Here is a 24659-nt window from a genome sequence, read left to right on the forward strand (position 1 = left end):
AACCGCGCCAGTTTAGGAGCGTGAACTTGATTGAAGAATCAGAATTTTTCTATCGACTGATCGATAATTTCGATCAATATTCCAGCATACAGAAACCGCTTGCCGTCGCTTTCAAAGGCTGGATATGATCTTGGACCTGGATTATCAATAATATTATCGGGACTGAAAATGACGGACGAGACCAAGGGCGCCAAGCCCGCGATGGGCCCTTTTGATAGCGACAGCGCCACCGCGCAGGGCGTGGCGCGCGGGCTCACGAACTACGGCGACAAGGGTTTTTCGCTGTTCTTGCGCAAGGCGTTCATCAAGGGCGCCGGCTTGTCCGATGACGCCCTGGCCCGTCCGATCATCGGCATCGTCAACACCGGCAGCAGCTATAACCCCTGCCACGGCAACGCGCCGCAACTGATCGAAGCCGTCAAGCGCGGCGTCATGCTGGCCGGCGGCCTGCCCATGGACTTTCCCACCATTTCGGTGCACGAGAGCTTCTCGCAACCCACCAGCATGTACCTGCGCAACCTCATGTCCATGGACACCGAGGAAATGATCCGCGCGCAGCCCATGGACGCCGTGGTGCTGATCGGCGGCTGCGACAAGACCGTGCCCGCCCAACTGATGGGCGCGGCGTCCGCCGGCGTGCCCGCCATTCAATTGGTCACGGGGTCGATGCTGACCGGCTCGCACCGTGGCGAACGGGTCGGCGCCTGCACCGACTGCCGCCGCTACTGGGGCCGCTACCGCGCCGACGAGATCGACGCGCCGGAGATCGCCGACGTCAACAACCAACTTGTCGCCAGCGTGGGCACCTGTTCGGTGATGGGCACGGCCAGCACCATGGCTTGCATCACCGAAGCGCTGGGCATGATGGTGGCGGGCGGCGCGTCCGCCCCGGCCGTCACCGCCGACCGCGTGCGCGTGGCCGAACGCACCGGCGCCACCGCCGTCGCCATGGCGGCATCGCGCCTGACGCCCGACCAGATCATCAACGGCAAATCCATCGAGAACGCCTTGCGCGTCTTGCTATCGATTGGCGGGTCCACCAACGGCATCGTGCACCTGACCGCCATCGCCGGCCGCCTGGGTATCGACATCGACCTGGCGGGCCTGGACCGCATCAGCCGCGAAACTCCCGTGCTGGTGGACCTGAAGCCGTCGGGCCAGCACTACATGGAAGACTTCCACGACGCCGGTGGCATGCTGGCGCTGCTGCGCGAACTGCGCCCCTACCTGCATCTGGACGTGATGACCGTGTCCGGCCGCACGCTGGGCCAGGAACTGGACGACGCGCCCGCGCCCTTCAAACAGGACGTGATCCGCACGGCTGCGTCGCCGATCTACCCCGTGGGCGGCCTGGCCGTGCTGCGCGGCAACCTGGCGCCGGGCGGCGCCATCATCAAGCAGTCGGCCGCCAACCCCAAGCTGATGGAACATGAAGGCCGCGCCGTGGTGTTCGAAGACGCCGAGGACATGGCGCGCCGCATCGACGACGACGCTCTCGACGTAACCGCCGACGACATCCTGGTGCTCAAGCGCATCGGCCCGACCGGCGCACCGGGCATGCCCGAAGCCGGCTACATGCCGATCCCCAAGAAGCTGGCGCGCGCGGGTGTGAAGGACATGGTCCGCATTTCGGATGGCCGCATGAGCGGCACGGCGGCCGGCACCATTGTGCTGCACGTCACGCCCGAATCCGCGATTGGCGGCCCGCTGGCTTACGTGCAAAATGGCGACCGCATCCGGTTGTCGGTGGCCAATCGGGAAATTGCGCTGCTGGTGGACGACGCCGAACTGGCGCGCCGCGCGGCGGAAAAGCCCATCAGCCGGCCCACCGCCGACCGCGGCTACCGCAAGCTGTTCCTGCAAACCGTGACGCAGGCCGATCAGGGCGTTGATTTCGACTTCCTGCGCGCCGGCGTCACGCATGACACGGTGCCCAAGAAATAGGCCGACTCGATGTAAGCCGTTGCGAAGCGGCCGATGCGAAGCAGCCGTTTCAAAATAAGCAGACCAACGTAAGCCGACTGAGCAAACGCCCGCAAACATGAACGCCATCACGCCCGACGCCCTGCAAGCAGAGGCCCCCGACGCCACGCAATCCGCGGTGGCAGCCCTGGAAGAAGACATCGTCTTCGGCCGGCTGCACCCGCGCGAACGCCTGACCGAAGACGAGCTGATGGCGCGCTTTTCCATGAAGCGTCATGCCGTGCGGCAAGTGCTGACCGAGCTTGAATTGCTGGGCGTGGTGGAAAAAAAGCGCAACGTCGGCGCCGTCGTGCGGGCATTTTCCGCGCGCGAAGTCATGGAGCTGTACGCGCTGCGCGAAGTGCTGGAAGTGCACGCTGCCAGCCAGATGCCGCTACCCGTTCCCGAAGCGCGACTGGCGGCCTTGGTCATGGTGCAACGCGAACACGACGCCGCCGTGGCCGACGGCGACGCACGCCGCGTATTCCGCAGCAACCAACGCTTTCACCGCGAATTCTTCGGCCTGCTGGACAACGCCGTACTGGGCCAGGCGATTGAGGAATACGCCCGCCGCACCCATCCGATCCGCTTCGGCACCCTGGTTGCGCCGGCCTACCGCGAACGCGCAAGGCAGGAACACTGGGCCATGATCCAGGCGCTACGCGCGGGCGACCGGGACGCGCTGATGGCGATCTGCCGGGATCATTTGCTGCCTTCCAGAGACGCCTATCTGGCGTCGGAGCAGACGCGGTTGCGGGCGTGAAAATCCGCGGCGCTTCATAGATCAGGCAAGGCTGAAAAGAGAAAATCCGCGTTACCGATCGCGGCGGTTCGCATGGTCTCGGTTGAAGATGAATTCCGCGGGTAGCATTCCACGGAATTTACGCAACCTGGCCAGCGTCTCTTCCTCGTCGATCGTCTTGCGCACTTCGAATCGGCGATCATCCTTGACGTCAAATTCAACATCATCGCCCTCTTTGAGGTTCAACGTATCGACCACGTTATCGGGCAGGCGCAGAGCCAGACCGCTGCCGCATTTAAAGACTCGCATGTGAGCTTCTCCTTGGATAAACGAAGGGCATTTCCATTAATGATGCCTGAAGGCACCACCGTCTACATTTCATAATCGTCCTATAGCTCTACCCCAACGATGTGCCCGACGATATCGGGATCACATTCCGGGGGGAGCTATCGTGACTCATCAATGCGACCTGTGTTTTAGTTTCGGCGTCGTCGGCGGCTTGGATTTCGAGCTTATTGAGTTCACGCTTGATGAGGCACTTTCCGAACCGTTTCGCCTGGACCTCGAACTGGCCAGCGACGATGCGTCGATCGACTTTTCCCGGATCCTGGATCAACCGGCGCTGCTGACCATCTGGCGCGACGACACCCCGGTGCGCTATGTGCACGGCGTGGTGTCCCGCTTCGAGCAAGGCACAACCGGCTTTCGTCGCACGCGCTATCGGGCCACCGTTGAACCGCGGTTGGCCCGCGCGGGTCTGTGTTCAGACTGGCGAATTTTCCAGCTGTTGTCCGTACCCGAGATTCTGCAACTCGTGCTGAAAGAGCACGGCATCCTCGACTACGAGCAGACGATTACGCACGAGCACCTGGCGCGTGAATACTGCGTGCAGGCAGGCGACACGGACCTGCACTTTCTGGAACGCCTGGCCCGCGAAGAAGGATTTTTCTACGCCTTTCATCACCACGCCAAGGGCCACCGGCTGGTGCACAGCGACCGACTGCACATACACGGCGGCATTGACGGGGACCCCGTGCGTTATCAACCCGCGCCCGGCGGCGACCAACCCGAACCCGCGCTACGGCGGTTTTCTTATGCCGAGCAAGTCCGTACCGCGCGGCAGACCCAGCGCGACTACACCTACACCCACCCGCAATACGCCCAGGAGCACAGCCGCGACGGCGGCGACCTGCATCATCAGCACGCGCGCTACGAACGCTACGACTACCCGGGCCGCTACAAGCGCGACGAAGCGGGCAAACCCTTTACTGAAAACCGACTGCGTGGCCTGCGGCGGGACGCGCGCGTCGCAACCGTCGAAGGCGACGATCCGCGCCTGACTCCAGGACTTTCATTCGAACTCGTCGGCCATCCGCGCAACGATCTCAACCAAGGCTGGCGCCCGATACGCATGCGCCATCACGGCGTCCAACACACCAGCCAGCAAGAAGACGGGGCCGATGCCCAACGAGGCACACGCTACGGCTACACGGCAGAGCTCGTGTCCAAACACGCCGAATGGCGGGCCGAGCCCTTGCCCAAACCCAGGATCGACGGGCCGCAGATTGCCACGGTGACCGGGCCCGCCGGCGAGGAAATCTATTGCGACAGCTATGGGCGGGTCAAGGTGCAATTTCCCTGGGACCGCCTGGGCAAGCATGACGAGCACAGCTCCTGCTGGATACGCGTGTCGCAGAACTGGGCGGGCGCCACCTGGGGCCACATGGCAATACCTCGGATCGGACAGGAAGTCATCGTGAACTATCTGGACGGCGACGCGGACCAGCCGGTCATCACCGGCAGAACGCACATGGCGCTGCAACTGCCGCCCTATGAACTGCCGCGCCACAAGACACGCATGACCATCAAGAGCCAGACCCACAAGGGCCAGGGCTATAACGAGCTGCGCTTTGAAGACGAACGCGACCAGGAAGAAATCTACGTCCACGCACAGAAAGATCAGAACATTCACGTCAACCACGACGAAAGCACGTTTGTCGGGCATGACCGCAGTGAAAAAGTAGAAAACGACGAAACCATCGTGATCGGCCACGACCGCGAAGACACCGTGGGCAATGACGAGCGCGTCGACATCGGCCAAGACCGCCGCCACCGCATCGGCCAGGACGACCTGCTGGAAATCGTGCGCGACCACACCATCATTACTGGCAAGGACCGCACGGAAGAGGTCGGCAACAACCGTCGCGACAAGACGTTTGCCAATCACTGGGTAGAAACGGGCGGCCACGTCGAGCACCAGGTGCAGGGCCATCACCACATTGAAGCCGGCCAGGCCATTGAACGGAATACCCCCATTTACCGCCTGCGGACCCGCGAACGGATCGTGCTGCAAAGCCCTGGCGGGTCCATCACCCTGGACGAGGGCGGCATCACACTGGATGGCGTGGCGATCAATATCAAGGGGCCGCTCAGTCAGCAGGGTGCCGGCGCCGGCCTGCCCCTGAACATCGACGGCGCGCCAAACCTGGACGAACCCATTTGCCTGAGCTGCTGGATCAAGGCCGCAAAGGAGCGCACCGCGCTGATGAAGGTAAGCCCATGATTCCGCAGCAACTACAACGTGCGTTGGAGGAAGACATCCACGCCGCGACGCCCGGACAAACGCGGTACCTGATGGTGCTGATCGATATGGCGGGGTTATCGGATGCCCAGCGCGGCAGGATCCGGAACGACATGGCTGGCCGGATGCATTCCCTGCTGTTGCATCCTGATTTTCTGGCCTTGCGACCGCTAGGCGCAATGCTGGTGGGATCGGACGACAGCAGCCCCAAGTCGCGAGATGCCCTGCTGTCGATCGCGGGCGCCTACGATGCCGACATCGTCCAGGCCTGGATCACCAGCGTCCTCAGCCCTGCCGACCTGGCCACCCATTTGAGCCAGGCCTGTTTCGCGCTAGGCAAAGACGGCGAACGTTACTTGCTGCGCTATTACGACTCCTTGATCACACCCGTCCTGTACCGCACGGCGGATGCCGCCTGGGTCGCCAGCGTCTTCGCACCGGTCATTTCATGGTGGTTCGTGGGCGCCAACATCCTGCACCCGCAATGGCACCGCATTCCCGGCAGTGCAAACGCACGCTGCCGGCCACCCAGCCCGCTGGTGCTGACAGAAACGCTGTGGAACGCCTTGGCGGGCGATCCACTTCCCCACCGACTGCTGGACGAACTTGAACAAGTGTCGCCAGACGTTTTATCCACGCAATGCCGTGGCGTCCGCCTGGCGCAGATCCGGTCTCATCTTGCCTCGGCGAATCAGATTGGACTGAACCGCCACGACGATCTGGTTGCCTACGTATTCACGGCACTGTCGCGGCCGGCGGCCAGCCTGCAAGCCGACCGCGCATGGCAACACGCGCTACAGCAGGCTGTTGCTGGCGAAGCGCCGCTAGCCGTCACCACTCCGATTCCCACGCCACACAACAGGACTGCCCGATGACGACGCCAACCCTTGAGTCCCTGGTGCCGCAAATCCTGCGCATCGCCGACAGAACCCGTTGCGACGCCGGCCCCAGCCCCGTGGTCGCGTGCAAGAGCGAAGTCGCCATCCTGCCCCTGCGCTACGCCGTCCTGACCGACGCCGGCCCGGCCCTTGAAGCCTTGGCGCCAGCGTTGCCGCCTCACCTTGCGTCCGGGTTACCGCCACTCCAGGGCGAGCACGCGCGCTATGCCGTGTGCACGATACGCAGGGGTTATCTCTACCTGTTCACGAAACGCTTCCGGAACGACTGGTCCTGCGAAAGCGCCTACCGCACCTATGACTGCGGCCTGCTGAAGCGTGTATTTCCGTATGCCCCCCAGCGCTTCGAACGCGAGCCACTGCATGAACAGCGAGCCAGCGTGCACGATCTATACGGCTCGGCCGAGAGCGGCCCGGGTGGCTGGACCCTTTGCCTGAAAGCCCCTGAAGACATCGAAGAACTTCGCGCCCTGTTCACGCCCGACCCCTTGACGACACGCATGCTGGACTTGATATCCAGCTTCAGTCCGCTGCGCAATCAACTGCAAGCGTTCGATATCCGCAGATTGATGATGTCGTGCTCGCGGGCAGCCGACGTGCTGGATCCCAGCATCATCAATGACACGTTGGCCGACGCCATCGCGCAAGACCAGCCGAACACCGCGCCAGTTCTGGCAAGCCAGTTGTATTCCGATCCTGAAAACCGCTACGCGCGCAACGTTGTCGCCCTGGACCTAAAGGAAAGCGCGCGCCGTGCTCGTGGCTTTGGAATCGTGCTGCATGACGCCATCGGGATCACCCAGCAGCTCAATAGCTGGCGCAACGACGCCTATGAAGCAGTGCAGCGCTATCTGGACAAAAAGGACGACAAAGGCATCGAGAACCAGCGCAAGGTCTTGGTTGCGCAGGCGTTTATCGACGTCAAGCAGCAGTTCGAATCCCGCTCGGCCGCGCTGGAAGCCCAGCACTACATCGATATCGAGCGCGGCCGAATCTATGACCCGGGCATGGCGGCGGGCCGCAACTGGATCTTGAACGACGACGAGCGCGAACGCTGGGACAACGAAGCAGACCAGTACATCACTCAGTTCGAAGACACCCTGCGCGCCAAGATGCAGGCGAAGCTGGATAGCGGTGAGTACCGGCGTAGATTCGACAGCAAATACCTGTCGCCTGCAAACCCTGGACAAGCGGTGCGCGTGGCGGACATGGACGTGGAGTTGAAGGCCTTCGACGCCGTGTCGGCGACCGCTGAAGCCGTCGGCGCCAAGCGCGCCAAGAATCACGAACGATGGCTCGCCAGCGAGCATCTGCTGACCGCGCTGGACGTCTACGACGACAGGGATCTGGCCAGCGGCTGGCGCTTCGCGGGCCAGACAGGCTTGTGCGTGTTGGGCGCGGATGGGTGCAAAAGTACGGCGGATCTGATCGAAAAGTGGTGGACCGGCAACCCAACCGAACGCGCCAACTTGGCGATGCGCGGCTTTGCGCTGAATCAAACAGAGATTCAAGCGGAATTGCAGCGGACACTGGAAGAAGCGCGCGGTCAAGGGCAAACTCAGGCGCAAAGCCAAGCGCACAACCCCGTCCTATCCAACGACAGGATGATCCAGCAAGTTCAGGCGGGGTTCGTCGCGGTTCAACACCTGGCCGATCTATTCGACAAAGCGAATGGCTTATTTGAGGCATTGGCCGCCACCGGCGAAACGAATCTGGCGGGCGGCGCTTTGGCCTGGTATTCCAGCCTGGGCCGCCAATCCCTGCGCTACGGCTCAACCGGCAAGGAATGGTTCATCCACGGCATCACCCGAAGCTGGCTGGCCGCCAGCGTCGGCAAGCGCGCCACGAATATGCGCATCGACGAGCTGACCCAATTGGGGCGAAGCGTGGATCCGAAACAGTTGCGCGCGCAAATTGGCAAGAACACCCGATTCGCATTTGCCACTGAACTGGTGGACGCCCATCGCAGTGACTTTTACAAGCTACGCGCCAGCAGTTGGCTGCTGTTCTTTGAAGCGGCGTTGATTGCCTTGCGGGTGCGGGATATGCCGAACGACGAACGCGGCGTCGGGGAGTTGATCGCCCATGGGTTGCTTGCGGGCGCTGCGGGAACGGAGATATTGGCGGCGGGCACGGAGTTGGTACTGGGGCATTACAGCGCGGCCAGCGTGACCGGGCGGGGCGCGACGGTCTTTCAGGGGCAACTGAAGCTGGTCGGCGGCGCGTTAGCGGCGGTGGGTGGGGTGGTGTTGATGGGGTATGACGTCGAGGATGGAATAGCAGCCTCAAAAGAGGCAAAGCATGGTTTAGCTCTCGCGTATTACCTACGATCGGCGGCTGCATTTGCGATAGTTGGCAGCCAATCCAGCATTGCCTTCGCCGCCGCCGGCCCGATGCTGAAGATCCTGGCAGAGCGACGCGGAAAATCATATGCACTGTCCTCGCTCCTTTTCATGGCGGCAAGGGCGTCCTCATTCCTAGGAAGACCCGCCAGCCTCGCACTATTGCGTAGCCTACTCCTGCGCAGCACGTTGATTGGAATTGCCGCCACTTTGGCCATAGTCATCTTTGATGACGATGCGCTAGAAAAATGGTGCAGGCGCTCTACCTATCGCGGCATCGACTACCAAGGCAACAGCCCGCACAAGGAACTGGAAAATGAGCTGGCCGACTTGTACAGCGCCTTGCTGGAGATAATCTGATGTACCTGATGGAGTGGATTCTCTGGCTTTCCGTCATCAAATCCGATGCTTGGTTACAGGAACAGGCAGACGAGAATCCGAACGATCTTGCCCGCAAGCCTCTGGAGCCGGTCTATGAGGATCTACTCGTCGCGGAATATGCGCGATTGCGCGCCGCGCGATCCGACCACGCCGAATCCAGAGGCCCGGTCTACGCCTGCGACAACACCATCCTCGAAATGCGTTGCGGCGCTATGGAAGAAAAACGGGGGTTCGTTACTCTCATATCCGCGTTTTTCTTTTTGCCCACTCTGGTCGCCATCAAAGGCATTCCTATACTGTTTACTGAGCCAAACGCTGGCCACTGGAGTATCAGCAAGGCGGCCGTTTTGATTCTTCTTGTCGTAATGAGCGCCGCATCCCTCTACGTCTACTTCAAATACCTCTTCCGCTTCACCCGCCTGGAATCCTTCACTTCCCGCCACCTTCTTATCCGCTTCAACCGCATCACCCGCCAGGTCTATCTGCACCGCCCGCCCAGTTGCGGCGGTATCGCCGTGCTGCCTTGGGACGACATTCATCACGATGAAGTCCCCGGCGTGAACCTCGTCGTCGGTTGGTACCCGCCCTACTCTCCGCTTCCGTTTCCCAACATGGTCTTCGTCGGAAAAAAGAGCGTCAGCGAATTCGAAATGAAAGCCGAATGGGAATACATCCGACGCTACATGGATGAAGGCGGCCTGGATGCGGTGGACCCGCCGCGCCTCAGTTCGCACCTGCCCTTGCCTTGGCCGGCGTTTGCAGCGCAGTTCGAGGCGCTGGGTCCTTACCTGCGTCACAGCGGCCCACTGACGTGGCTCGGAATGCTGTTGATATCCCCGGCCTTGGTGGTTATCGGGCTGGGGCATTGGGTGTCGCTGCTGTTGTGCTGGCGTCCGCGTTGGCCAAAGATCATCCGGGAAGCCGGACTGCCCGGCAAGCCGACTCCACCATTGACCACCATCGAAGACTACCCGCCGGATATTCGTGCGGCGCTGCTGGAAAATGCACATCGATGGGTGGTCCGGCCGGGTTCGCCACCACCACGGCCCAAACGATTTTCCCTCAAGGGAAGCTGGGATAACCGCAAACGCTAACCGCCAGTCGCCAGCCGCTTGCCGCTAGCGGTAGCAGCCGTCGGTGACGCCCCCCCTGCGCCCCTTCAGCGCCCCTTCAGCGCCCCTGCAACGCCAGATACTCCTTCAAGGTCCCCACCAACGCCGCCGCCGCCGGCGACAAACTACGGTTGCGTGACGTTACCAAGCCAATCGACCTTTCCGCCACCGGCCCGATCAGCGGACGTTGCACGATCCCCGTTTGCGCCACCGCGCCCGCGGCAATCTCGGGCAGTGCCGCCACGCCGAAGCCGCATTCCACCATGGCCACAATGGTGGTCAGGTGTTCGGCTTCAAACGCGGGCGTGAAGCGGATGCGGTTTTGCAGGAAGGCCCATTCCGTGTATTGCCGCACGCTGCTGGGTTGCACCATCGACACGTGCTCGGCCGAGGCGGTGTCGGCCCAGCGCAGCGGGCCACGGGACTTGGCCAGCGGATGCGACTCGGGGATCAGCAGCAGGAAGCTATCGGACATCAGCGGCACATAGTGCAGGTCGGCGTGCTGCGGGTCTGCGGCGGTGAGCGCGAAGTCGACTTCGCCCGCGCGCACCAGGTCGAAGGCCGGGCCCGACAAGGTGTCGCGCACTTTCAGGGCAACATGCGGGTGCGCCTGGCGATAGGTCATCAGCACGCGCGGCAGCAAGCGGGCAGCAAGCGAGGGCAGCGCAGCGACCGACACCTGCCCCTGCTCGGCGCTGGTAATGCTGCTGACCGCCGCGATGGCGTCGCGAAACGCCGCCTGCAACGTCGCGGCCTGCTGCATGAAGACTTCGCCCGCCGCCGTCAGCCGCACGGTGCGCGTGGTGCGGTCGAACAGGCGCACGGCCAAGGCCTCTTCAATGCGCTGTATCTGCGTGGATAGCGCCGATTGCGACAAATGCAATTGCGCCGCCGCCTGCCGGAAATTCAGCGTGCGGCCCAGCACCAGCGTGGTATCGATGTCGCGCATGGAAAGGTTGATCTGCATGTCTCTACACCCGGGTCGTATTGATCTATTTTGTCGATCATTCTATCCAAAAAATCTGATTCATCTATCAAACGCCCTTCTCTACACTCGCCCCCAACGACGATGCAATGACAGGAGCAAACCATGCAGACGGACGCAACAGCGCTGCCCAACCCGGGCGCGGCGCATGCAGTGGTGGTGGGCGGCGGCACGATGGGCGCGGACGTGGCGGTGGTGTTGACGCGCGCCGCCTGCCGCACCACCGTGATCGAATCGAACGCCGAACGCGCGGCGGGCCTGCCCGCGCGCGTGGCGGAAAATCTGAAGACGATTGGACGCGAGGCGAACGCCCCGTTGCTGGCCACGGCCGCCAGCCTGGACGAGGTGGACTGGTCCACGGTGAACCTGGTCATCGAATGCATCCCCGAACGCCTGGAAATCAAACAAGCGTTGTTCGCGGACCTCGCGCAGCGGGCGCGCCCCGACGCCATCCTGGCCAGCAATAGTTCCAGCTTTCCAATCAGCGCCATCAGCCAAGGCCTGGACACGCGCGGCCGCATGCTGGGCCTGCACTTCTTCATGCCCGCGCATCTGGTGCCCTTGGTGGAAGTGGTGCTGGGCGAAGCCAGCGACAACGCCTGCGCCGATTCGCTGATTGCCTTCATGCGCCGTTGCGGCAGCGTGCCGGTGAAGGTCAAGCAAGACCTGCCGGGCTTTCTGGCCAACCGATTGCAGCATGCGTTGTCACGCGAGGCGTTTGACCTGATCGACCGTGGCATTGCGTCGCCGGAAGACGTGGACGCCGCCGTGCGCTTCGGCTTTGGCTTCCGCTTCCTGGCCGCCGGCCCCGTCATGCAGCGCGACCATGCCGGCATCGACGTGCACGCCGCCGCGGGCGCCACGATGTACCCCACGTTCTGCAACGCCGACCACCCCGCGCGCTGCCTGACCGAGCGCGCCGCCGATGGCCGCCACGGCATGAAGACGGGCGAAGGCTTCTACGCCTGGACGCCCGACACCATTGCCGCCGAACGCGCCCGCTACGACCGCCTGCTGCGCGCCGGCCTTGACCTTATCAACCCGGAATTGCCGGAGATCCAGCCTTGAACGCCCCCGCCTTGCCGCGCGCCGCGCTGGCCGACTCCCCCGTCATCATCACCGTGGCGCCCAACGGCGCCTACAAGAAGGCGGCCGACCATCCGGCCGTGCCGCTGAGCGCCGACGACCTGGCGCGTGAAGCGCGCGCCTGCCTGGACGCGGGCGCCGGCATGATGCACATGCACGTGCGCAAGCCGGACGGCAGCCATCTGCTGGACGCTACCGCCTACCGCGACGCCCTGGCCGCCGTGGACCGCGCCGTGGGTCATGAATTGCTGGTGCAGGTCACCAGCGAAGCGGCCGGCGTGTACAAGGCCGCCGAACAGATTGCGCTGGTGCGCGAATTGCAGCCGGAAGCCGTGTCGATCGGCCTGCGCGAGATTGCCGTGCCGGACATTCCGGAGACGGAACTGGCGGCGTTCCTGGCCTGGCTGGCCGAACGCCGCATCATGACGCAGATCATCCTGTACGACGAAGGCGACGTGCGCCGCTGGCTGTCGCTGCGCGCGCGTGGGCTGGTGCCGCCGGGCGCGTGGTCGGTGCTGTTCGTGCTGGGCCGCTACAGCGCGGGCCAGACCTCGTCGGCGTATGACTTGCTGCCGTTCCTGGGTGCCTACGATCAGTCGTTGCCCTGGGCGGTATGCGCGTTCGGCCCCGAGGAAAACGCCTGCGTCACGACGGCGGCGGCGTTTGGGGGGCACATGCGCGTGGGCTTTGAAAACAACCTGAAGTTGCGGGATGGAAGCGTTGCACCGGACAACGCGGCGTTGGTCCGCCAGGCGGCGGACGGGGCGCGCGCGCTGGGCCGGCCCATTGCCACCGCCGCTGATGCGCGCCGCATCTACGGCGCGATTGCCTGATTCAACCCCGCACCAACACCGACCGCGTGTCGCGTGCCGAATGCTGTGCCGGATCAATCCGGCCTACGCATCCGGCACTTTTTTTTCGCCCTGCCAGGCGCCGCCCCAACCACCGCGTTATTGCAGTGCCGCAATATTGTTTCGCCGCCATGCAACATTGACGCAATGTAAAAGCACTGCTAAAAACTTCGACATCCGCACGTTCAATGCAATACCCCAACTGTCAAAGTGAGGTGGTGTGTGCAAAACGAGTCTGATGGCTACACCAAGCCTCAGGAGCTGCGAAGTTTTCTGTTCCTGACGGCAGTCATGGCCCCCGTTCTTACGGTCATCATCGTGGCGGGTTACGGGTTTATCGTCTGGGCCTATCAGCTGATCGCCGGCCCCCCGGGCAGTTGATGCCAGGCGACGGAAATCCTGCCATGTCCGCGCTTCCCCCCACCGCGCCGCCCCCGGCGCCACCCGAGCTGCACATCGCCAGTCTGGTTGTGCATGCCCTGCCCCACCGCTTGCCCGACGTGCGCGCCGCCATCCTGGCGATAGCGGGTTCGGACATCCATGGCGCGTCCGACACCGGCAAGCTGGTCGTCACGCTGGAAGCGCCCACCACCGACGACATGATGGCGCGGATCTCCGAGATCCAGCGCCTGGATGGCGTACTGGCTTCGGCGCTGGTCTATCAGCACGCCGACACGCTGGCCGCGATGAACGAGGAGATTGGCGATGTCCATGGCTCGTAGAGATTTCATCAAGCAGTCCGCCGCCGCGGCCGCCGCCACCGTGGCGGGCATTCCCATCGTCGGCATGACGCAGAACATCGTGACCGAATCCGAGGCCGCCAAGCTCAAGTGGTCCAAGGCGCCCTGTAGGTTCTGCGGGACCGGCTGCGGCGTGAACGTCGCGGTGAAGGACAACCAGGTCGTGGCCACGCACGGCGATTTCAATGCCGATGTGAACAAGGGCCTGAACTGCGTCAAGGGCTATTTCCTGTCGAAGATCATGTACGGCAACGACCGGCTGACCACGCCGCTGCTGCGCATGAAAGACGGCAAGTACGCCAAGGACGGCGAATTCGCCCCGGTATCGTGGGACCAGGCGTTTGACGTGATGGCCGAGCAGTTCAAGCGCGTGCTTAAAGACAAGGGGCCGACCGCCGTGGGCATGTTCGGCTCGGGCCAATGGACCATCTGGGAAGGCTACGCCGCGCTCAAGCTGATGAAGGCGGGCTTTCGGTCGAACAACCTGGACCCGAACGCGCGCCACTGCATGGCGTCGGCGGCGGTGGGCTTCATGCGCACCTTCGGCGCGGATGAGCCCATGGGCTGTTATGACGACATCGAGAACGCCGACGCCTTCGTGCTGTGGGGCTCGAACATGGCCGAGATGCACCCCATCCTGTGGACCCGTGTCACCGACCGCCGCCTGTCTGCCCCCAAGACGCGCGTGGTGGTGCTGTCCACCTTCGAGCACCGCTCTTACGAGCTGGCCGACCTGACGCTGACCTTCACGCCGCAGACCGACCTGGCCATCCTGAACTACATCGCCAACTACATCATCCAGACCAAGCGGGTGAACCGCGATTTCGTCGACAAGCACACCGTATTCCACGAAGGCAATACCGACATCGGCTATGGCCTGCGCCCCGACCACCCCTTGCAAAAGGCCGCCAAGAACGCGGACAAGGCCGGCGGATCCAAGCCCATCACCTTCGATGATTTCGCCAAGTTCGTGTCGAAATACGATCTGGAATACACGTCCAAGCTGACCGGCGTCCCGCAAAAGCAGCTGCGCGATCTGGCCGAGCTGTATGCCGACCCGAAGATCCGCGTGACGTCTTTCTGGACGATGGGTTTCAACCAGCACACGCGCGGCGTGTGGGCCAACAACATGGCCTACAACATCCACCTGTTGACCGGCAAGATCTCGACGCCCGGCAACAGCCCGTTCTCGTTGACGGGCCAACCGTCGGCCTGTGGCACCGCGCGCGAAGTCGGCACGTTTTCGCATCGGTTGCCGGCCGACCTGGTGGTCACCAACCCCAAGCATCGCGCGCACGCGGAAGAGATCTGGCAACTGCCGGACGGCACCATCCCCGACAAGGTGGGCGCGCACGCGGTGTTGCAGAACCGCATGCTGAAGGACGGCACCATCAACGCCTACTGGGTGATGGTCAACAACAACATGCAGGCGGCCGCCAACCTGATGAACGAAGGGCTGCCCGGCTACCGCAACCCGGCCAACTTCATCGTGGTGTCGGACGCCTACCCCACGGTCACGACCATTTCGGCCGACCTGATCCTGCCCACCGCCATGTGGGTGGAAAAAGAAGGCGCTTACGGCAACGCCGAACGGCGCACGCAGTTCTGGCATCAACTGGTGAACGCGCCCGGCGACGCGCGCTCCGACCTGTGGCAGTTGATGGAGTTTTCCAAGCGCTTCAAGGTGGAAGAAGTCTGGCCCGCCGACCTGCTGGCCAAGAAGCCGGAATATCGCGGCAAGACGCTGTATGACGTGCTGTACGCCAACGGCAAGGTCAACAAATTCCCCAATAGCGAATTGAACGCGGAATACGAAAACCAGGAGGCCAAGGCGTTCGGCTTCTATGCGCAAAAGGGCTTGTTCGAGGAATACGCCGAGTTCGGCCGGGGCCATGGCCACGACCTGGCGCCGTTCGACACCTACCACGAGGTGCGCGGCCTGCGCTGGCCGGTGGTCAACGGCAAGGAAACCCTGTGGCGCTACCGCGAAGGCAGCGACCCCTACGTGAAGGCCGGCGCGGGCTTCGAGTTTTACGGCCACCCCGACGGGCGCGCCATCATCTACGCCCTGCCCTACGAACCCCCACCGGAATCGCCCGACAAGGAATACCCCTTCTGGCTATCCACCGGCCGGATCCTGGAGCACTGGCATTCCGGCTCCATGACGCGGCGCGTGCCCGAGCTGTATCGCGCCTTTCCCAACGCGGTCTGTTTCATGCACCCGGACGACGCCCAGGCGATGGGCTTGCGACGCGGCGTGGAAGTCGAAATCGAATCGCGGCGCGGCAAGATGCGCACACGGCTGGAAACGCGCGGGCGCAACAAGCCACCGCGCGGCCTGGTGTTCGTGCCCTGGTTCGACGCCGGCCAACTGATCAACAAGGTCACGCTGGACGCCACCGACCCGATCTCGTTCCAGACCGACTTCAAGAAGTGCGCGGTCCGGATCGTCAAGGTCTGAAGGCCTGGGGGAGACAGCCATGAACACGCGCACCGCCGCCATCGCCCTTGCACTCGTTGCGGGTTCCCTGTTGGGCTCGTCCGCCTGGGCGGCGCCGCCCTTCGAGGTCGAAGACCCCATGCGCGGGCCCACGCCCGTTGCCGACGAGACGACCCCACCCCTCATCAGCCCCATCGAAAACAAGGACATCAAGCGGATGCGCACGTATTCGATGCAGCCGCCCACCATTCCGCACAAGATCGACGGCTATCAGATCGACAAGAACTACAACCGCTGCCTGGCCTGCCATGCGCGCGTGAACACCGAGGAAACCCAGGCGCCACCGCTAAGCGTCACGCACTACATGGACCGCGACAGCAATGTACTGGCCGAGGTGTCGCCACGCCGGTATTTCTGTGTGCAATGCCATGTGCCGCAAGCCGAGGCCAAGCCGCTGGTGTCCAACACCTATCAGGACATCGATGTGATCCTCAAGCGCCTGACCGCCCCGGCGACAGACAAGAAGTAAGGGACAGGACGCCGCCATGGTCAAGCTTCTAAAGCGCTACTGGAACATCATCCGCCGCCCCAGCGTGCATTTCAGCCTGGGCTTTCTGACGATAGGCGGCTTCATCGGCGGCATCCTGTTCTGGGGCGCCTTCAACACCGCCATGGAACTGACCAACACCGAAAAATTCTGCACCGGCTGCCATGAGATGCGCGACAACGTCTATGCGGAATTGAAGGGCACCATCCACTTCACCAACCGCTCGGGCGTGCGCGCGCTGTGTTCGGACTGCCACGTGCCGCACAACTGGACGGACAAGATCGCGCGCAAGATGCAGGCATCCAAGGAAGTGTGGGGCAAGATCTTCGGCACCATCGACACGCGCGAAAAATTCGTCGACAAACGGCTGGAACTGGCCCAACACGAATGGGCGCGCTTCAAGGCAAACGATTCGCTGGAATGCCGCAACTGCCACAACTACGAATACATGGACTTCACGCGCCAGAGCGTGCGCGCGCAGAACATGCATTCGACCTATCTGGCGGACAAGTCCAAGACCTGTATCGATTGCCACAAGGGCATCGCGCACACCTTGCCGCACATTCCGCCCGGGCAGACGTCGAACGCGGCGCCGGCCACCGGCGCGACCAAGGAAATCGCCAAGGCGGAGCCGGCCAATGCGGCCCGCTGACGCGCCGCCTCCGCTGCTTGCCGCCCACGGCCTTTGCTGCCCGCGTGGTGGTATGGCGGGGCAAGGCGTGGGCCCGTTGCACTTTGACCTGCACGCCGGCCAGTTGCTGCACCTGCACGGCGCCAATGGCAGCGGCAAGACCAGCGTGCTGCGCATGTTGGCCGGCCTGCTGCGGCCCGTGGCGGGCTCGCTGCATGTCTTGGGCCGCGACGTGTCGCGCGACCCGTCGTCGTACTTCGCGCGCTTGGCGTATCTGGGCCACGCCAACGGGCTGTGCGCCGACCTGAGCGCTTTGGAAAACCTGCGCTACAGCCTGCATGTGGCGGGCGCCCCGCAAGGCGATAACGCCATCGCGGCGGGGCTGGCGGCCTGGCGCTTGAACGCCTGCCTGCATACCCCGGCGGCCCACCTGTCGCAAGGGCAAGCGCGTCGCGTAGCGCTGGCGGCCGTGATGCTGAGCGGAAAGCCGCTATGGCTGCTGGACGAACCCGATGCGGGGCTGGACGCGGCCAGCCTTGAACAATTGTGGGCCGCGCTGGACACGCACCTGGACGCAGGCGGCGCGGCGGTGGTGGCCTGCCATCGGCAACCCGCCACCGCGCCCGATCGCCTGCAAACCCTGAACATGGATGACTACGCGGATGCTGGCTACGCTGTCTCAGTTGGTGTTGCGTGACATCCGGCTGGCCTGGCGGCGGCCTGCAGACACGCTGGGCGCCACCTTGTTCTTCGTGGTGGCCGGATCACTGTTTCCGCTGGCGGTCGGCCCGGACCCGGCGCTGCTACGCGCCATCGGGCCGGGCGTGCTGTGGGTGTGCGCGCTGCTGGGCATCTTGCTGAGCCTGCACCGCCCGTTTACCCAGGACCACGACAACGGCGCGCTTGAGCAACTGCTGGTATCACCCCACCCGCTGCCGCTGCTGGTGGGCGTCAAGTTGGCCGCGCACTGGTTCAGCGGCTGCGTGCCGCTGATTCTTGCCAGTCCCATCCTGGCATTGCAGTTTGATTTGCCGCCGCACGCCATCGGCGTCCTGGTCCTGTCCTTGCTGCTGGGTACGCCCACGCTGGCGCTGGTGGGTGGCCTGGGCGCGGCGCTGACGCTGGGCCTGCGCGGCGCCGCGCTATTGCCCTTGCTGGTGTTGCCGCTGTATGTCCCGGTGCTGATCTTCGGCGCGGGCGCGGTGTCGGCCACGCAGGCCGGGTTGGGCGCGGGGCCACAACTGTCGCTGCTGGGCGCGTGCCTGTGCCTGGCGATTCTGCTATGCCCCTGGAGCGCGTCCGCCGCGCTGCGCGTGGCGCTGGACTGAGAGGGCCCATGCACAAGCAAGCTGTCTGGATGCGCTATGCCTCGCCCGCCGTGTTCTACCCGCTGGCGGGCCGGCTGATTCCCTGGCTGGCGCTGGCCGCCGCCCTTTTTGCCGCTGCCGGCTTGTACGTGGGCCTGGTCGTCGCGCCCCCGGACAGCCAGCAGGGCGAGGTCTATCGCATCCTGTTCATCCACGTGGCGGCGGCGTGGATGTCAATGTTCCTGTACCTGGTAATGGCCGCGTATGCCGCGCTGGGCCTGATCTACAACACGCGCCTGTCGTTCATGATGATGCGCGCCCTGGCGCCCACCGGCGCGCTCTTCACCTTCCTGACCTTGTGGACCGGCGCGCTGTGGGGCAAGCCAACCTGGGGCGCCTGGTGGGTCTGGGACGCGCGGCTGACGTCCGAACTGATTTTGCTGTTTCTATACCTGGGGTTCATCGCCCTGCAAGCGGCCACCGACGACACCCGCCGGGCCGACCGCAGCGGCGCCATCCTGCTGCTGGCCGGCGTGGTCAACGTGCCCATCATCTATTTTTCGGTGCGATGGTGGAGCACGCTGCATCAGCGCGCATCCATCAACCTGACCACCGCGCCCAGCATGGCGCGCATCATGCTGACGGCCATGCTGCTGATGGTGGCGGCGTTCTGGCTGTACAGCGCGGCGGTGGCGCTGGCGCGCGTGCGCGGGTTGATCGCACAACGCGAACCGGGCGCCGTGCATTCGGGCCCCGTGCGTTCGGGCGCCGTGTGTTCGGGCGCCGTGTGTTCGGGCGACAAAGGTAGCAATGGCCACGCGGGCCAGCCCGGCCGCCAGGAGGCGCCATGAGTTGGGACGCGTTGTTTTCGCTGCAAGGCCATGGCCCGTACATCCTGGGCGCCTATGGGGTGACGGTGGCGCTGATGGGCCTGGAAGTCTTTTTGCTGTGGCGCCGCGGGCGCAGGCGATCCGGCTCACGCGCTACGCGCATATCGTCCGACCCGCGCGCGGAATCGGGGCGCCCATGAGCCCGCGCAAGCGTCGCGCCTGGGCTATCGCGGGCGGGCTGGCGCTGCTGGCCCTGGCCACGGCGCTGGTGCTGAACGCGCTGCAATCGAACCTGGTGTTCTTCTTCAGCCCCAGCCAGATCGCCGCGAAAGAGGCCCCAACCAGCGGCAGCTTCCGCGTGGGCGGATTGGTCGAACAGGGCTCGGTGCGCCGCGAGCCGGACGGCGTGACCTTGCGCTTCATCGTGACCGATACCGCGCACACCGTGCAGGTCGCCTACCAGGGCCTGTTGCCGGACCTGTTCCGTGAAGGCAAGGGCGTGGTGGCGGCGGGCAAGCTGGGCGCGGACGGCGTATTCCGCGCCACGCAGGTGCTGGCCAAGCACGACGAGAACTACATGCCGCCCGAAGCCGCCGACGCGCTCAAGCGCGCGGCTGGCGCATCCGGTGGCGCGCGTGCGGCGACTGGCAACCCCGTTGCCCCAACCGGCACGGCCAGCAACAAAGCGACCAATGCGTTGCGTCCGGAGGCCCGATGATTCCCGAGATAGGCCTGTTCAGCCTGATCCTGGCGTTGCTGGTGGCGTTGACGCAGGCCACGTTGCCGCTGATCGGCGCCGCTACCGGCTGGCAAGCGGGCCTGCGCGTGGCGCGGCCCGCCGCAGTGGGCCAGTTCTGTCTGACGACGCTGGCGTTTGGCTGCCTGGCCTGGTCGTTCGTCGACAAGGACTTTTCGGTGTTGTACGTGGCGGGCAACTCGCACGCCGACCTGCCCGCCGCCTACCGCTTTGCCGCCGTGTGGGGCGGGCATGAGGGGTCCTTGCTGCTGTGGCTGTACTTGCTGACTGCCTGGACCTTGGCCGTCGCCGTCTTCAGCCGCCGCCTGCCTTTGGCTTTCACCGGGCGCGTGCTGGCGGTCATGGGCTGGATCAGCGTGGGCTTGTTGCTGTTTCTGCTGTTCCTGTCCAACCCCTTCGAACGGCTGATGCCGCCCGCCATGGCCGGCCGCGACCTGAACCCGCTGCTGCAGGACCCCGGCATGATCGTGCATCCGCCGATGCTGTACATGGGCTACGTGGGCTTTTCCGTGGCCTTCGCCTTTGCGATCGCGGCGCTGCTGTCGGGCGAGCTGGACGCGCTGTGGGCGCGCTGGGTGCGTCCGTGGACCTTGGCCGCGTGGACATTTCTGACCGTGGGCATCTTGCTGGGCAGCGCATGGGCCTATTACGTATTGGGCTGGGGCGGCTGGTGGTTCTGGGACCCGGTGGAGAACGCCTCGTTCATGCCCTGGCTGGCGGGCACCGCGCTGATCCATTCGCTGATCGTCACCGAGCGCCGGGGCGCGTTCCGCAGTTGGACGGTGCTGCTGGCCATCTGCACGTTTTCGCTCAGCATCCTGGGCACGTTCCTGGTCCGCTCTGGCGTGCTGACCTCGGTGCACGCTTTTGCGGTCGACCCCGGTCGGGGCCTGTACATCCTGGCGTTCATGACCGTGATCGTCGGCGGCTCGTTGGTGCTGTACGCCTGGCGCGCGCCCTCGGTGGGCTTGGGCGGCGGCTTCTCGTTGCTGTCGCGCGAATCCCTGTTGCTGTCCAACAATGTCGTGCTGACGGTGGCGGCGGGCTCAGTGCTGTTGGGCACCCTGTACCCCGTGGTTCTCGACGTGTTGGACTGGGGCAAGATCTCCATCGGCCCGCCCTACTTTGAAGCGGTATTCGTACCGTTGATGACGCCCGCGATCTTCCTGATGGGCGTGGGGCCGGTGGCGCGCTGGAAGCAAGCCGAAGTGCCCGACCTGGCGCGCAAGCTGCGCGCCGCCTTCGTCGTCAGCGTGTTGACCGCCGTGTTGCTGCCGCTGGCCATGCCGGGGCCGGCGCGCCTGGGCTCGCCGTTGGTCATGCTGGGGTTGTGGCTGGCCGCCTGGTCGGTGGCCGCCGCCGGCGCGCATGCATGGCAACGACTGACCGACGGCGCCGACGGCCAATGGCTGCGCCGCCTGGGACGGCAGCCACGCTCCTGGTACGGCATGCTGCTGGCGCACGCCGGCATCGGCGTCTTCATCGCGGGCGTCACCTTGGCCAACGGCTACGAAGTCAAACATGAAGTCCGCCTGGACCTGGGCGCCACCCAGGAAGCGGGCGGCTACCAGTTCACGTTTGCCGGCATCGCGCCCGCCATCGGCCCCAACTACAGCGCCCAGCGCGCCGAGTTCAAGGTCACGCGCAACGGCAAGCCGGTGGTGACGCTGTATCCCGAAAAGCGCCTGTACATCGTGCAGGACATGGCCTTGAGCCAGGCCGACATCGACAGCGGCCCCACGCGCGACCTCTTCGTGGCGCTGGGCGAACCGGTGGGCGAACCCGGCGGCAAGGTCGCCTGGACCGTGCGCATTCAGGTCAAGCCTTTCATGATGTGGATCTGGGCGGGGTGCGTGCTGATGGCGTTGGGCGGCCTGCTGGCCGCGGCCGACAAACGCTACCGCCGCCAGCAGGAAGCCGCTGCGCGTCAGGCCCAACCAGGCTTGGCCACGGCGCAGCGCCAGGCGCGGGAGGGCTATTGATGCGCTACGTGCTGCCGCTGGCCGTCTTCATGGCAATGGCCGTGTTCCTGGCGATGGGCCTGTCGCGCGACCCGCGCGCCGTGCCGTCCGCCATGATCGACAAGCCGGCCCCGCCCATCAACCTGCCGGTGCTGCAATCGCCCGGCGAACAACTGGACGTGCAAGCGCTGCGTGGGCAGGTGTGGTTGCTGAACGTATGGGCATCGTGGTGCGCGCCATGCCGGGAAGAGTTGCCGGTGCTGCGCGACGCCGCCCAGCGTCACGCCATCCCGCTGTACGGTTTGAACTACAAGGACAACCCCGAAGACGCCGTCGCCTGGCTGGCGCGCAATGGCAACCCGTACGTGGCCTCGGCCAGCGACACGGACGGCCGCGTCGGCATCGAATATGGCGTTTACGGCGTGCCGGAGACCTTCGTCATCGACGGCGCCGGCCGCATCCGCCACAAGCATCTGGGCCTGATCACACCCGAGATTTTCCGCACGCGAATCCTGCCTATCATCGAGGCGCTGAAATGAGCGGGCGGTGGATTCCGTTGACGCTGCGGCAGGCGTTGATGCCGATGCTGATGGTCGCGATCCTGCTGGCCTTGAGCCCGGCGATCGCGCAGGCCGCCTCGCCCTCGCCCGCACTCGCCGCACCCACCGCGCCCGCCCTGCCCGCCCTGTCGCCCACCGACCAGCAACGCGCCGACAAGCTGGCGCACGGCCTGCGCTGCCTGGTCTGCCAGAACCAGACCCTGGCCGATTCCAACGCGCCGCTTGCCCAAGACATGCGCAAGCTGATTCACGCGCAATTGGCCGAGGGCCGCAGCGACACGCAGATCATGCGCTTTTTCGAAGACCGCTACGGCGACTTCGTGCGCTATGACCCGCCCTTCAAACCGATTACCTGGCTGCTGTGGCTGGGTCCGTTCACCTTGCTGGCCTTGGGCTTCTGGGTGCTGTTACGCACGCTCAAGCGGCGCGCCGTGGCCCGCGCGCCATTGACGGCCGACGAGCGCGCCCGCGCCACGCGCTTTCTGGACACCGACCCATGACCTCGCTTTGGATTGTCGTCGTGCTGTTGTTGCTGGCCACCCTGCTGTGCCTGATTCCTCCGCTGCTGCGTCGCGCGCTACCCGTCGCGCCCGCTGCCGACGAGAACCTGCGCGCCTTCTATCGGGCGCAGCGCGAGCAGTTGCAACGCGACCTGCGCGCCGGCAGCGTGAGCCCCGAGGCCGCGTTGCGCGCGGAAGAAGAATTGCAGCGTGAACTGCTGCAAGACCTGGCGGCGCGCCAACCCCGCGTGGGGCTGGTCGGCGGCCAGCGTGCCGGCCTGGCCGCCGCCTGCCTCTTGACCGTGCTGATCCCCGTGGCTGCCGTGCTGCTGTACGGCAAGCTGGGCAACCCGCGCGCCGTGGCCGACATGGCGCACACGCGCACGGCGCCCGCGCATGCCAACATCGCGGGTAACGGCGTGGGGAATGACGCAAGCAATGGCGCGGATAATGGCGCGGCAACCAACGCCGCAGGCCCGGCTAGCGATGGCGCCGACATGGCCGTGGCCATCAATGCCTTGGCGCAACGGCTGCGCGCCAGCCCCGACGATGCCGACGGCTGGTATACGCTGGCGCGTTCCTACGAAACATTGGGGCGCTATACGGATGCGGTAGCGGCGTATCGGCAAGTGCTGCGGCTGGTGCCGGGGCAGCCCGCCGTGTTGGCGGACCTGGCCGATGCCCTGCTCTCGGCCAATCAAGGCAAGCCGGACACCGACGCCATCGCGGCGGTGGCACAGGCGCTGGTGGCGGACCCGGACCAACCCAAGGCCCTGGCGCTGGCCGGCATGATGGCGCTGCGCCGTGGCGACGCGGCCGAGGCGCTGGTGCATTGGGAACGCCTGCAAACGCTGCTTCCGGCAGACTCCGAGGCCGCGCGCCAGATCCAGTCGAACATCGCGCAGGCGCGTGCCATGTCGGCTGGCGCGCCGGACGCGAAGCCGGGTAGTGGCATGGGCGCTTCGATCAGCAACACGAACGGCGCCGCCGATGGCGTCTCCTCCAAAGACGCCCCGCCCCCTGCCGGCCCATCTCCCGCCCGCATTTCGGGCACCGCGAGCATCGCTGACGCGCTGCGCGGTCAGGTTCAGCCCGGCGATACCGTCTTCATCCTGGCGCGCCCCGTCGCGGGCTCGCGCATGCCGCTGGCCATCACGCAATGGCGCGTGTCGGACTTGCCGCGCGCCTTCGTGCTGGATGACAGCAACGCCATGTCGCCGCAGGCCAAGCTGTCTGGGGCCAGCCGCGTGCAGGTCGAAATCCGCATCAGCCGTTCGGGCAAGGCCGCCGCCCAGCCGGGCGATTTGTCGGGCGTGCTGTCCGATGTGGACATCCGCGCACGCGATCTGGAGCTGGTGGCCGACACCGTGGTGCGCTGAAGCGCTCCCCCGGTAGCCGCCCTCGGTTGGCTCGGTTCGCTCGGTCAGCTAAGGCCGCCAAGCGCGTTA

General features: G+C 64.8%; 24 protein-coding genes. 22 read left to right on the forward strand and 2 right to left on the reverse strand.

The window, feature by feature from the left end; all coding sequences use genetic code 11:
• Positions 1-168: 168 nt before the first annotated feature.
• Together M2361_RS11010 and M2361_RS11015 are read left to right on the forward strand one after the other, a co-directional pair.
• Positions 169-1944, forward strand: coding sequence for an IlvD/Edd family dehydratase (locus tag M2361_RS11010; RefSeq protein WP_259248973.1), 1776 nt, complete (start codon positions 169-171; stop codon positions 1942-1944).
• Positions 1945-2041: 97 nt separating this feature from the next.
• Positions 2042-2725, forward strand: coding sequence for a GntR family transcriptional regulator (locus M2361_RS11015; RefSeq protein WP_259248975.1), 684 nt, complete (start codon positions 2042-2044; stop codon positions 2723-2725).
• Between the two features lie 51 nt (positions 2726-2776).
• Here M2361_RS11015 and M2361_RS11020 read toward each other — a convergent pair whose 3' ends face one another.
• Positions 2777-3013, reverse strand: a complete 237-nt coding sequence (locus M2361_RS11020; RefSeq protein WP_259248977.1) for an AbrB/MazE/SpoVT family DNA-binding domain-containing protein — start codon at positions 3011-3013, stop codon at positions 2777-2779.
• A 142-nt stretch (positions 3014-3155) separates the two neighbouring features.
• Here M2361_RS11020 and M2361_RS11025 point away from each other — a divergent pair, with 142 nt between their 5' ends.
• The 4 genes from M2361_RS11025 to M2361_RS11040 are packed head-to-tail and all read left to right on the forward strand — an operon-like array spanning position 3156 to position 9998.
• Entirely contained in the window at positions 3156-5267 is a 2112-nt protein-coding gene (locus M2361_RS11025; protein WP_259248979.1) for a type VI secretion system Vgr family protein, read from the forward strand.
• A complete protein-coding gene (locus M2361_RS11030) occupies positions 5264-6160 on the forward strand; it encodes a DUF4123 domain-containing protein (RefSeq protein ID WP_259248981.1) in 897 nt (298 codons plus the stop codon). Before M2361_RS11025 ends, M2361_RS11030 begins: the two co-directional genes overlap by 4 nt.
• Entirely contained in the window at positions 6157-8883 is a 2727-nt protein-coding gene (locus M2361_RS11035; RefSeq protein ID WP_259248982.1) for a T6SS effector BTH_I2691 family protein, read from the forward strand. The genes M2361_RS11030 and M2361_RS11035 overlap by 4 nt, the downstream gene beginning before the upstream one ends.
• Positions 8883-9998, forward strand: coding sequence for a hypothetical protein (locus M2361_RS11040; RefSeq protein WP_259248984.1), 1116 nt, complete (start codon positions 8883-8885; stop codon positions 9996-9998). Before M2361_RS11035 ends, M2361_RS11040 begins: the two co-directional genes overlap by 1 nt.
• 76 nt (positions 9999-10074) lie before the next feature.
• On the opposite strand, the gene M2361_RS11045 is transcribed toward M2361_RS11040, so the two are convergent.
• Positions 10075-10983 (reverse strand): LysR family transcriptional regulator, encoded by a 909-nt coding sequence (locus tag M2361_RS11045; RefSeq protein ID WP_100855258.1) that lies wholly within the window; start codon positions 10981-10983, stop codon positions 10075-10077.
• Positions 10984-11106: 123 nt separating this feature from the next.
• Here M2361_RS11045 and M2361_RS11050 point away from each other — a divergent pair, with 123 nt between their 5' ends.
• From M2361_RS11050 to ccmI, 16 genes are all read left to right on the forward strand, one after another.
• Positions 11107-12069 carry a 3-hydroxyacyl-CoA dehydrogenase family protein gene (locus M2361_RS11050; RefSeq protein ID WP_259248987.1) on the forward strand — a complete coding sequence of 321 codons (963 nt, stop codon included), beginning with the start codon at positions 11107-11109 and terminating at the stop codon, positions 12067-12069.
• The gene (locus M2361_RS11055) at positions 12066-12920 is read left to right on the forward strand and encodes a 3-keto-5-aminohexanoate cleavage protein (protein WP_259248989.1); all 855 of its coding nucleotides are present in this window, start codon (positions 12066-12068) and stop codon (positions 12918-12920) included. Before M2361_RS11050 ends, M2361_RS11055 begins: the two co-directional genes overlap by 4 nt.
• Before the next feature lie 240 nt (positions 12921-13160).
• On the forward strand, positions 13161-13319 hold the full coding sequence (napE, locus tag M2361_RS11060) for a periplasmic nitrate reductase, NapE protein (protein WP_127184184.1): 159 nt from the start codon (positions 13161-13163) through the stop codon (positions 13317-13319).
• Between the two features lie 23 nt (positions 13320-13342).
• Positions 13343-13660: a chaperone NapD gene (locus tag M2361_RS11065; protein ID WP_259248992.1), complete on the forward strand. Its 318-nt coding sequence runs from the start codon at positions 13343-13345 to the stop codon at positions 13658-13660.
• The gene (gene napA, locus M2361_RS11070) at positions 13644-16139 is read left to right on the forward strand and encodes a periplasmic nitrate reductase subunit alpha (RefSeq protein WP_259248993.1); all 2496 of its coding nucleotides are present in this window, start codon (positions 13644-13646) and stop codon (positions 16137-16139) included. Before M2361_RS11065 ends, napA begins: the two co-directional genes overlap by 17 nt.
• 19 nt (positions 16140-16158) lie before the next feature.
• Positions 16159-16647, forward strand: coding sequence for a nitrate reductase cytochrome c-type subunit (locus M2361_RS11075; protein WP_100855252.1), 489 nt, complete (start codon positions 16159-16161; stop codon positions 16645-16647).
• Between the two features lie 16 nt (positions 16648-16663).
• Complete coding sequence (locus M2361_RS11080; protein WP_259248996.1) at positions 16664-17317, forward strand: cytochrome c3 family protein; 654 nt, start codon at positions 16664-16666, stop codon at positions 17315-17317.
• Positions 17304-17993: a heme ABC exporter ATP-binding protein CcmA gene (gene ccmA / locus M2361_RS11085; protein ID WP_259248998.1), complete on the forward strand. Its 690-nt coding sequence runs from the start codon at positions 17304-17306 to the stop codon at positions 17991-17993. Before M2361_RS11080 ends, ccmA begins: the two co-directional genes overlap by 14 nt.
• On the forward strand, positions 17959-18624 hold the full coding sequence (gene ccmB / locus M2361_RS11090; RefSeq protein ID WP_259249280.1) for a heme exporter protein CcmB: 666 nt from the start codon (positions 17959-17961) through the stop codon (positions 18622-18624). Before ccmA ends, ccmB begins: the two co-directional genes overlap by 35 nt.
• A gap of 8 nt (positions 18625-18632) precedes the next feature.
• Positions 18633-19454 carry a heme ABC transporter permease CcmC gene (gene ccmC, locus M2361_RS11095; RefSeq protein WP_259249001.1) on the forward strand — a complete coding sequence of 274 codons (822 nt, stop codon included), beginning with the start codon at positions 18633-18635 and terminating at the stop codon, positions 19452-19454.
• Positions 19451-19633, forward strand: a complete 183-nt coding sequence (gene ccmD, locus M2361_RS11100) for a heme exporter protein CcmD (protein WP_259249002.1) — start codon at positions 19451-19453, stop codon at positions 19631-19633. Before ccmC ends, ccmD begins: the two co-directional genes overlap by 4 nt.
• Positions 19630-20151, forward strand: a complete 522-nt coding sequence (gene ccmE / locus M2361_RS11105) for a cytochrome c maturation protein CcmE (protein WP_259249004.1) — start codon at positions 19630-19632, stop codon at positions 20149-20151. The genes ccmD and ccmE overlap by 4 nt, the downstream gene beginning before the upstream one ends.
• Positions 20148-22172 carry a heme lyase CcmF/NrfE family subunit gene (locus M2361_RS11110; RefSeq protein WP_259249006.1) on the forward strand — a complete coding sequence of 675 codons (2025 nt, stop codon included), beginning with the start codon at positions 20148-20150 and terminating at the stop codon, positions 22170-22172. Before ccmE ends, M2361_RS11110 begins: the two co-directional genes overlap by 4 nt.
• Entirely contained in the window at positions 22169-22690 is a 522-nt protein-coding gene (locus tag M2361_RS11115; protein WP_259249008.1) for a DsbE family thiol:disulfide interchange protein, read from the forward strand. Before M2361_RS11110 ends, M2361_RS11115 begins: the two co-directional genes overlap by 4 nt.
• On the forward strand, positions 22687-23211 hold the full coding sequence (locus M2361_RS11120; RefSeq protein ID WP_259249010.1) for a cytochrome c-type biogenesis protein: 525 nt from the start codon (positions 22687-22689) through the stop codon (positions 23209-23211). The genes M2361_RS11115 and M2361_RS11120 overlap by 4 nt, the downstream gene beginning before the upstream one ends.
• The gene (gene ccmI, locus M2361_RS11125) at positions 23208-24590 is read left to right on the forward strand and encodes a c-type cytochrome biogenesis protein CcmI (RefSeq protein WP_259249012.1); all 1383 of its coding nucleotides are present in this window, start codon (positions 23208-23210) and stop codon (positions 24588-24590) included. Before M2361_RS11120 ends, ccmI begins: the two co-directional genes overlap by 4 nt.
• The last annotated feature ends 69 nt before the right edge of the window (positions 24591-24659 follow it).

It is taken from the genome of Achromobacter sp. JUb104 (genome assembly GCF_024806975.1).
Taxonomy (GTDB): Bacteria; Pseudomonadota; Gammaproteobacteria; order Burkholderiales; family Burkholderiaceae_B; genus Achromobacter; species Achromobacter spanius.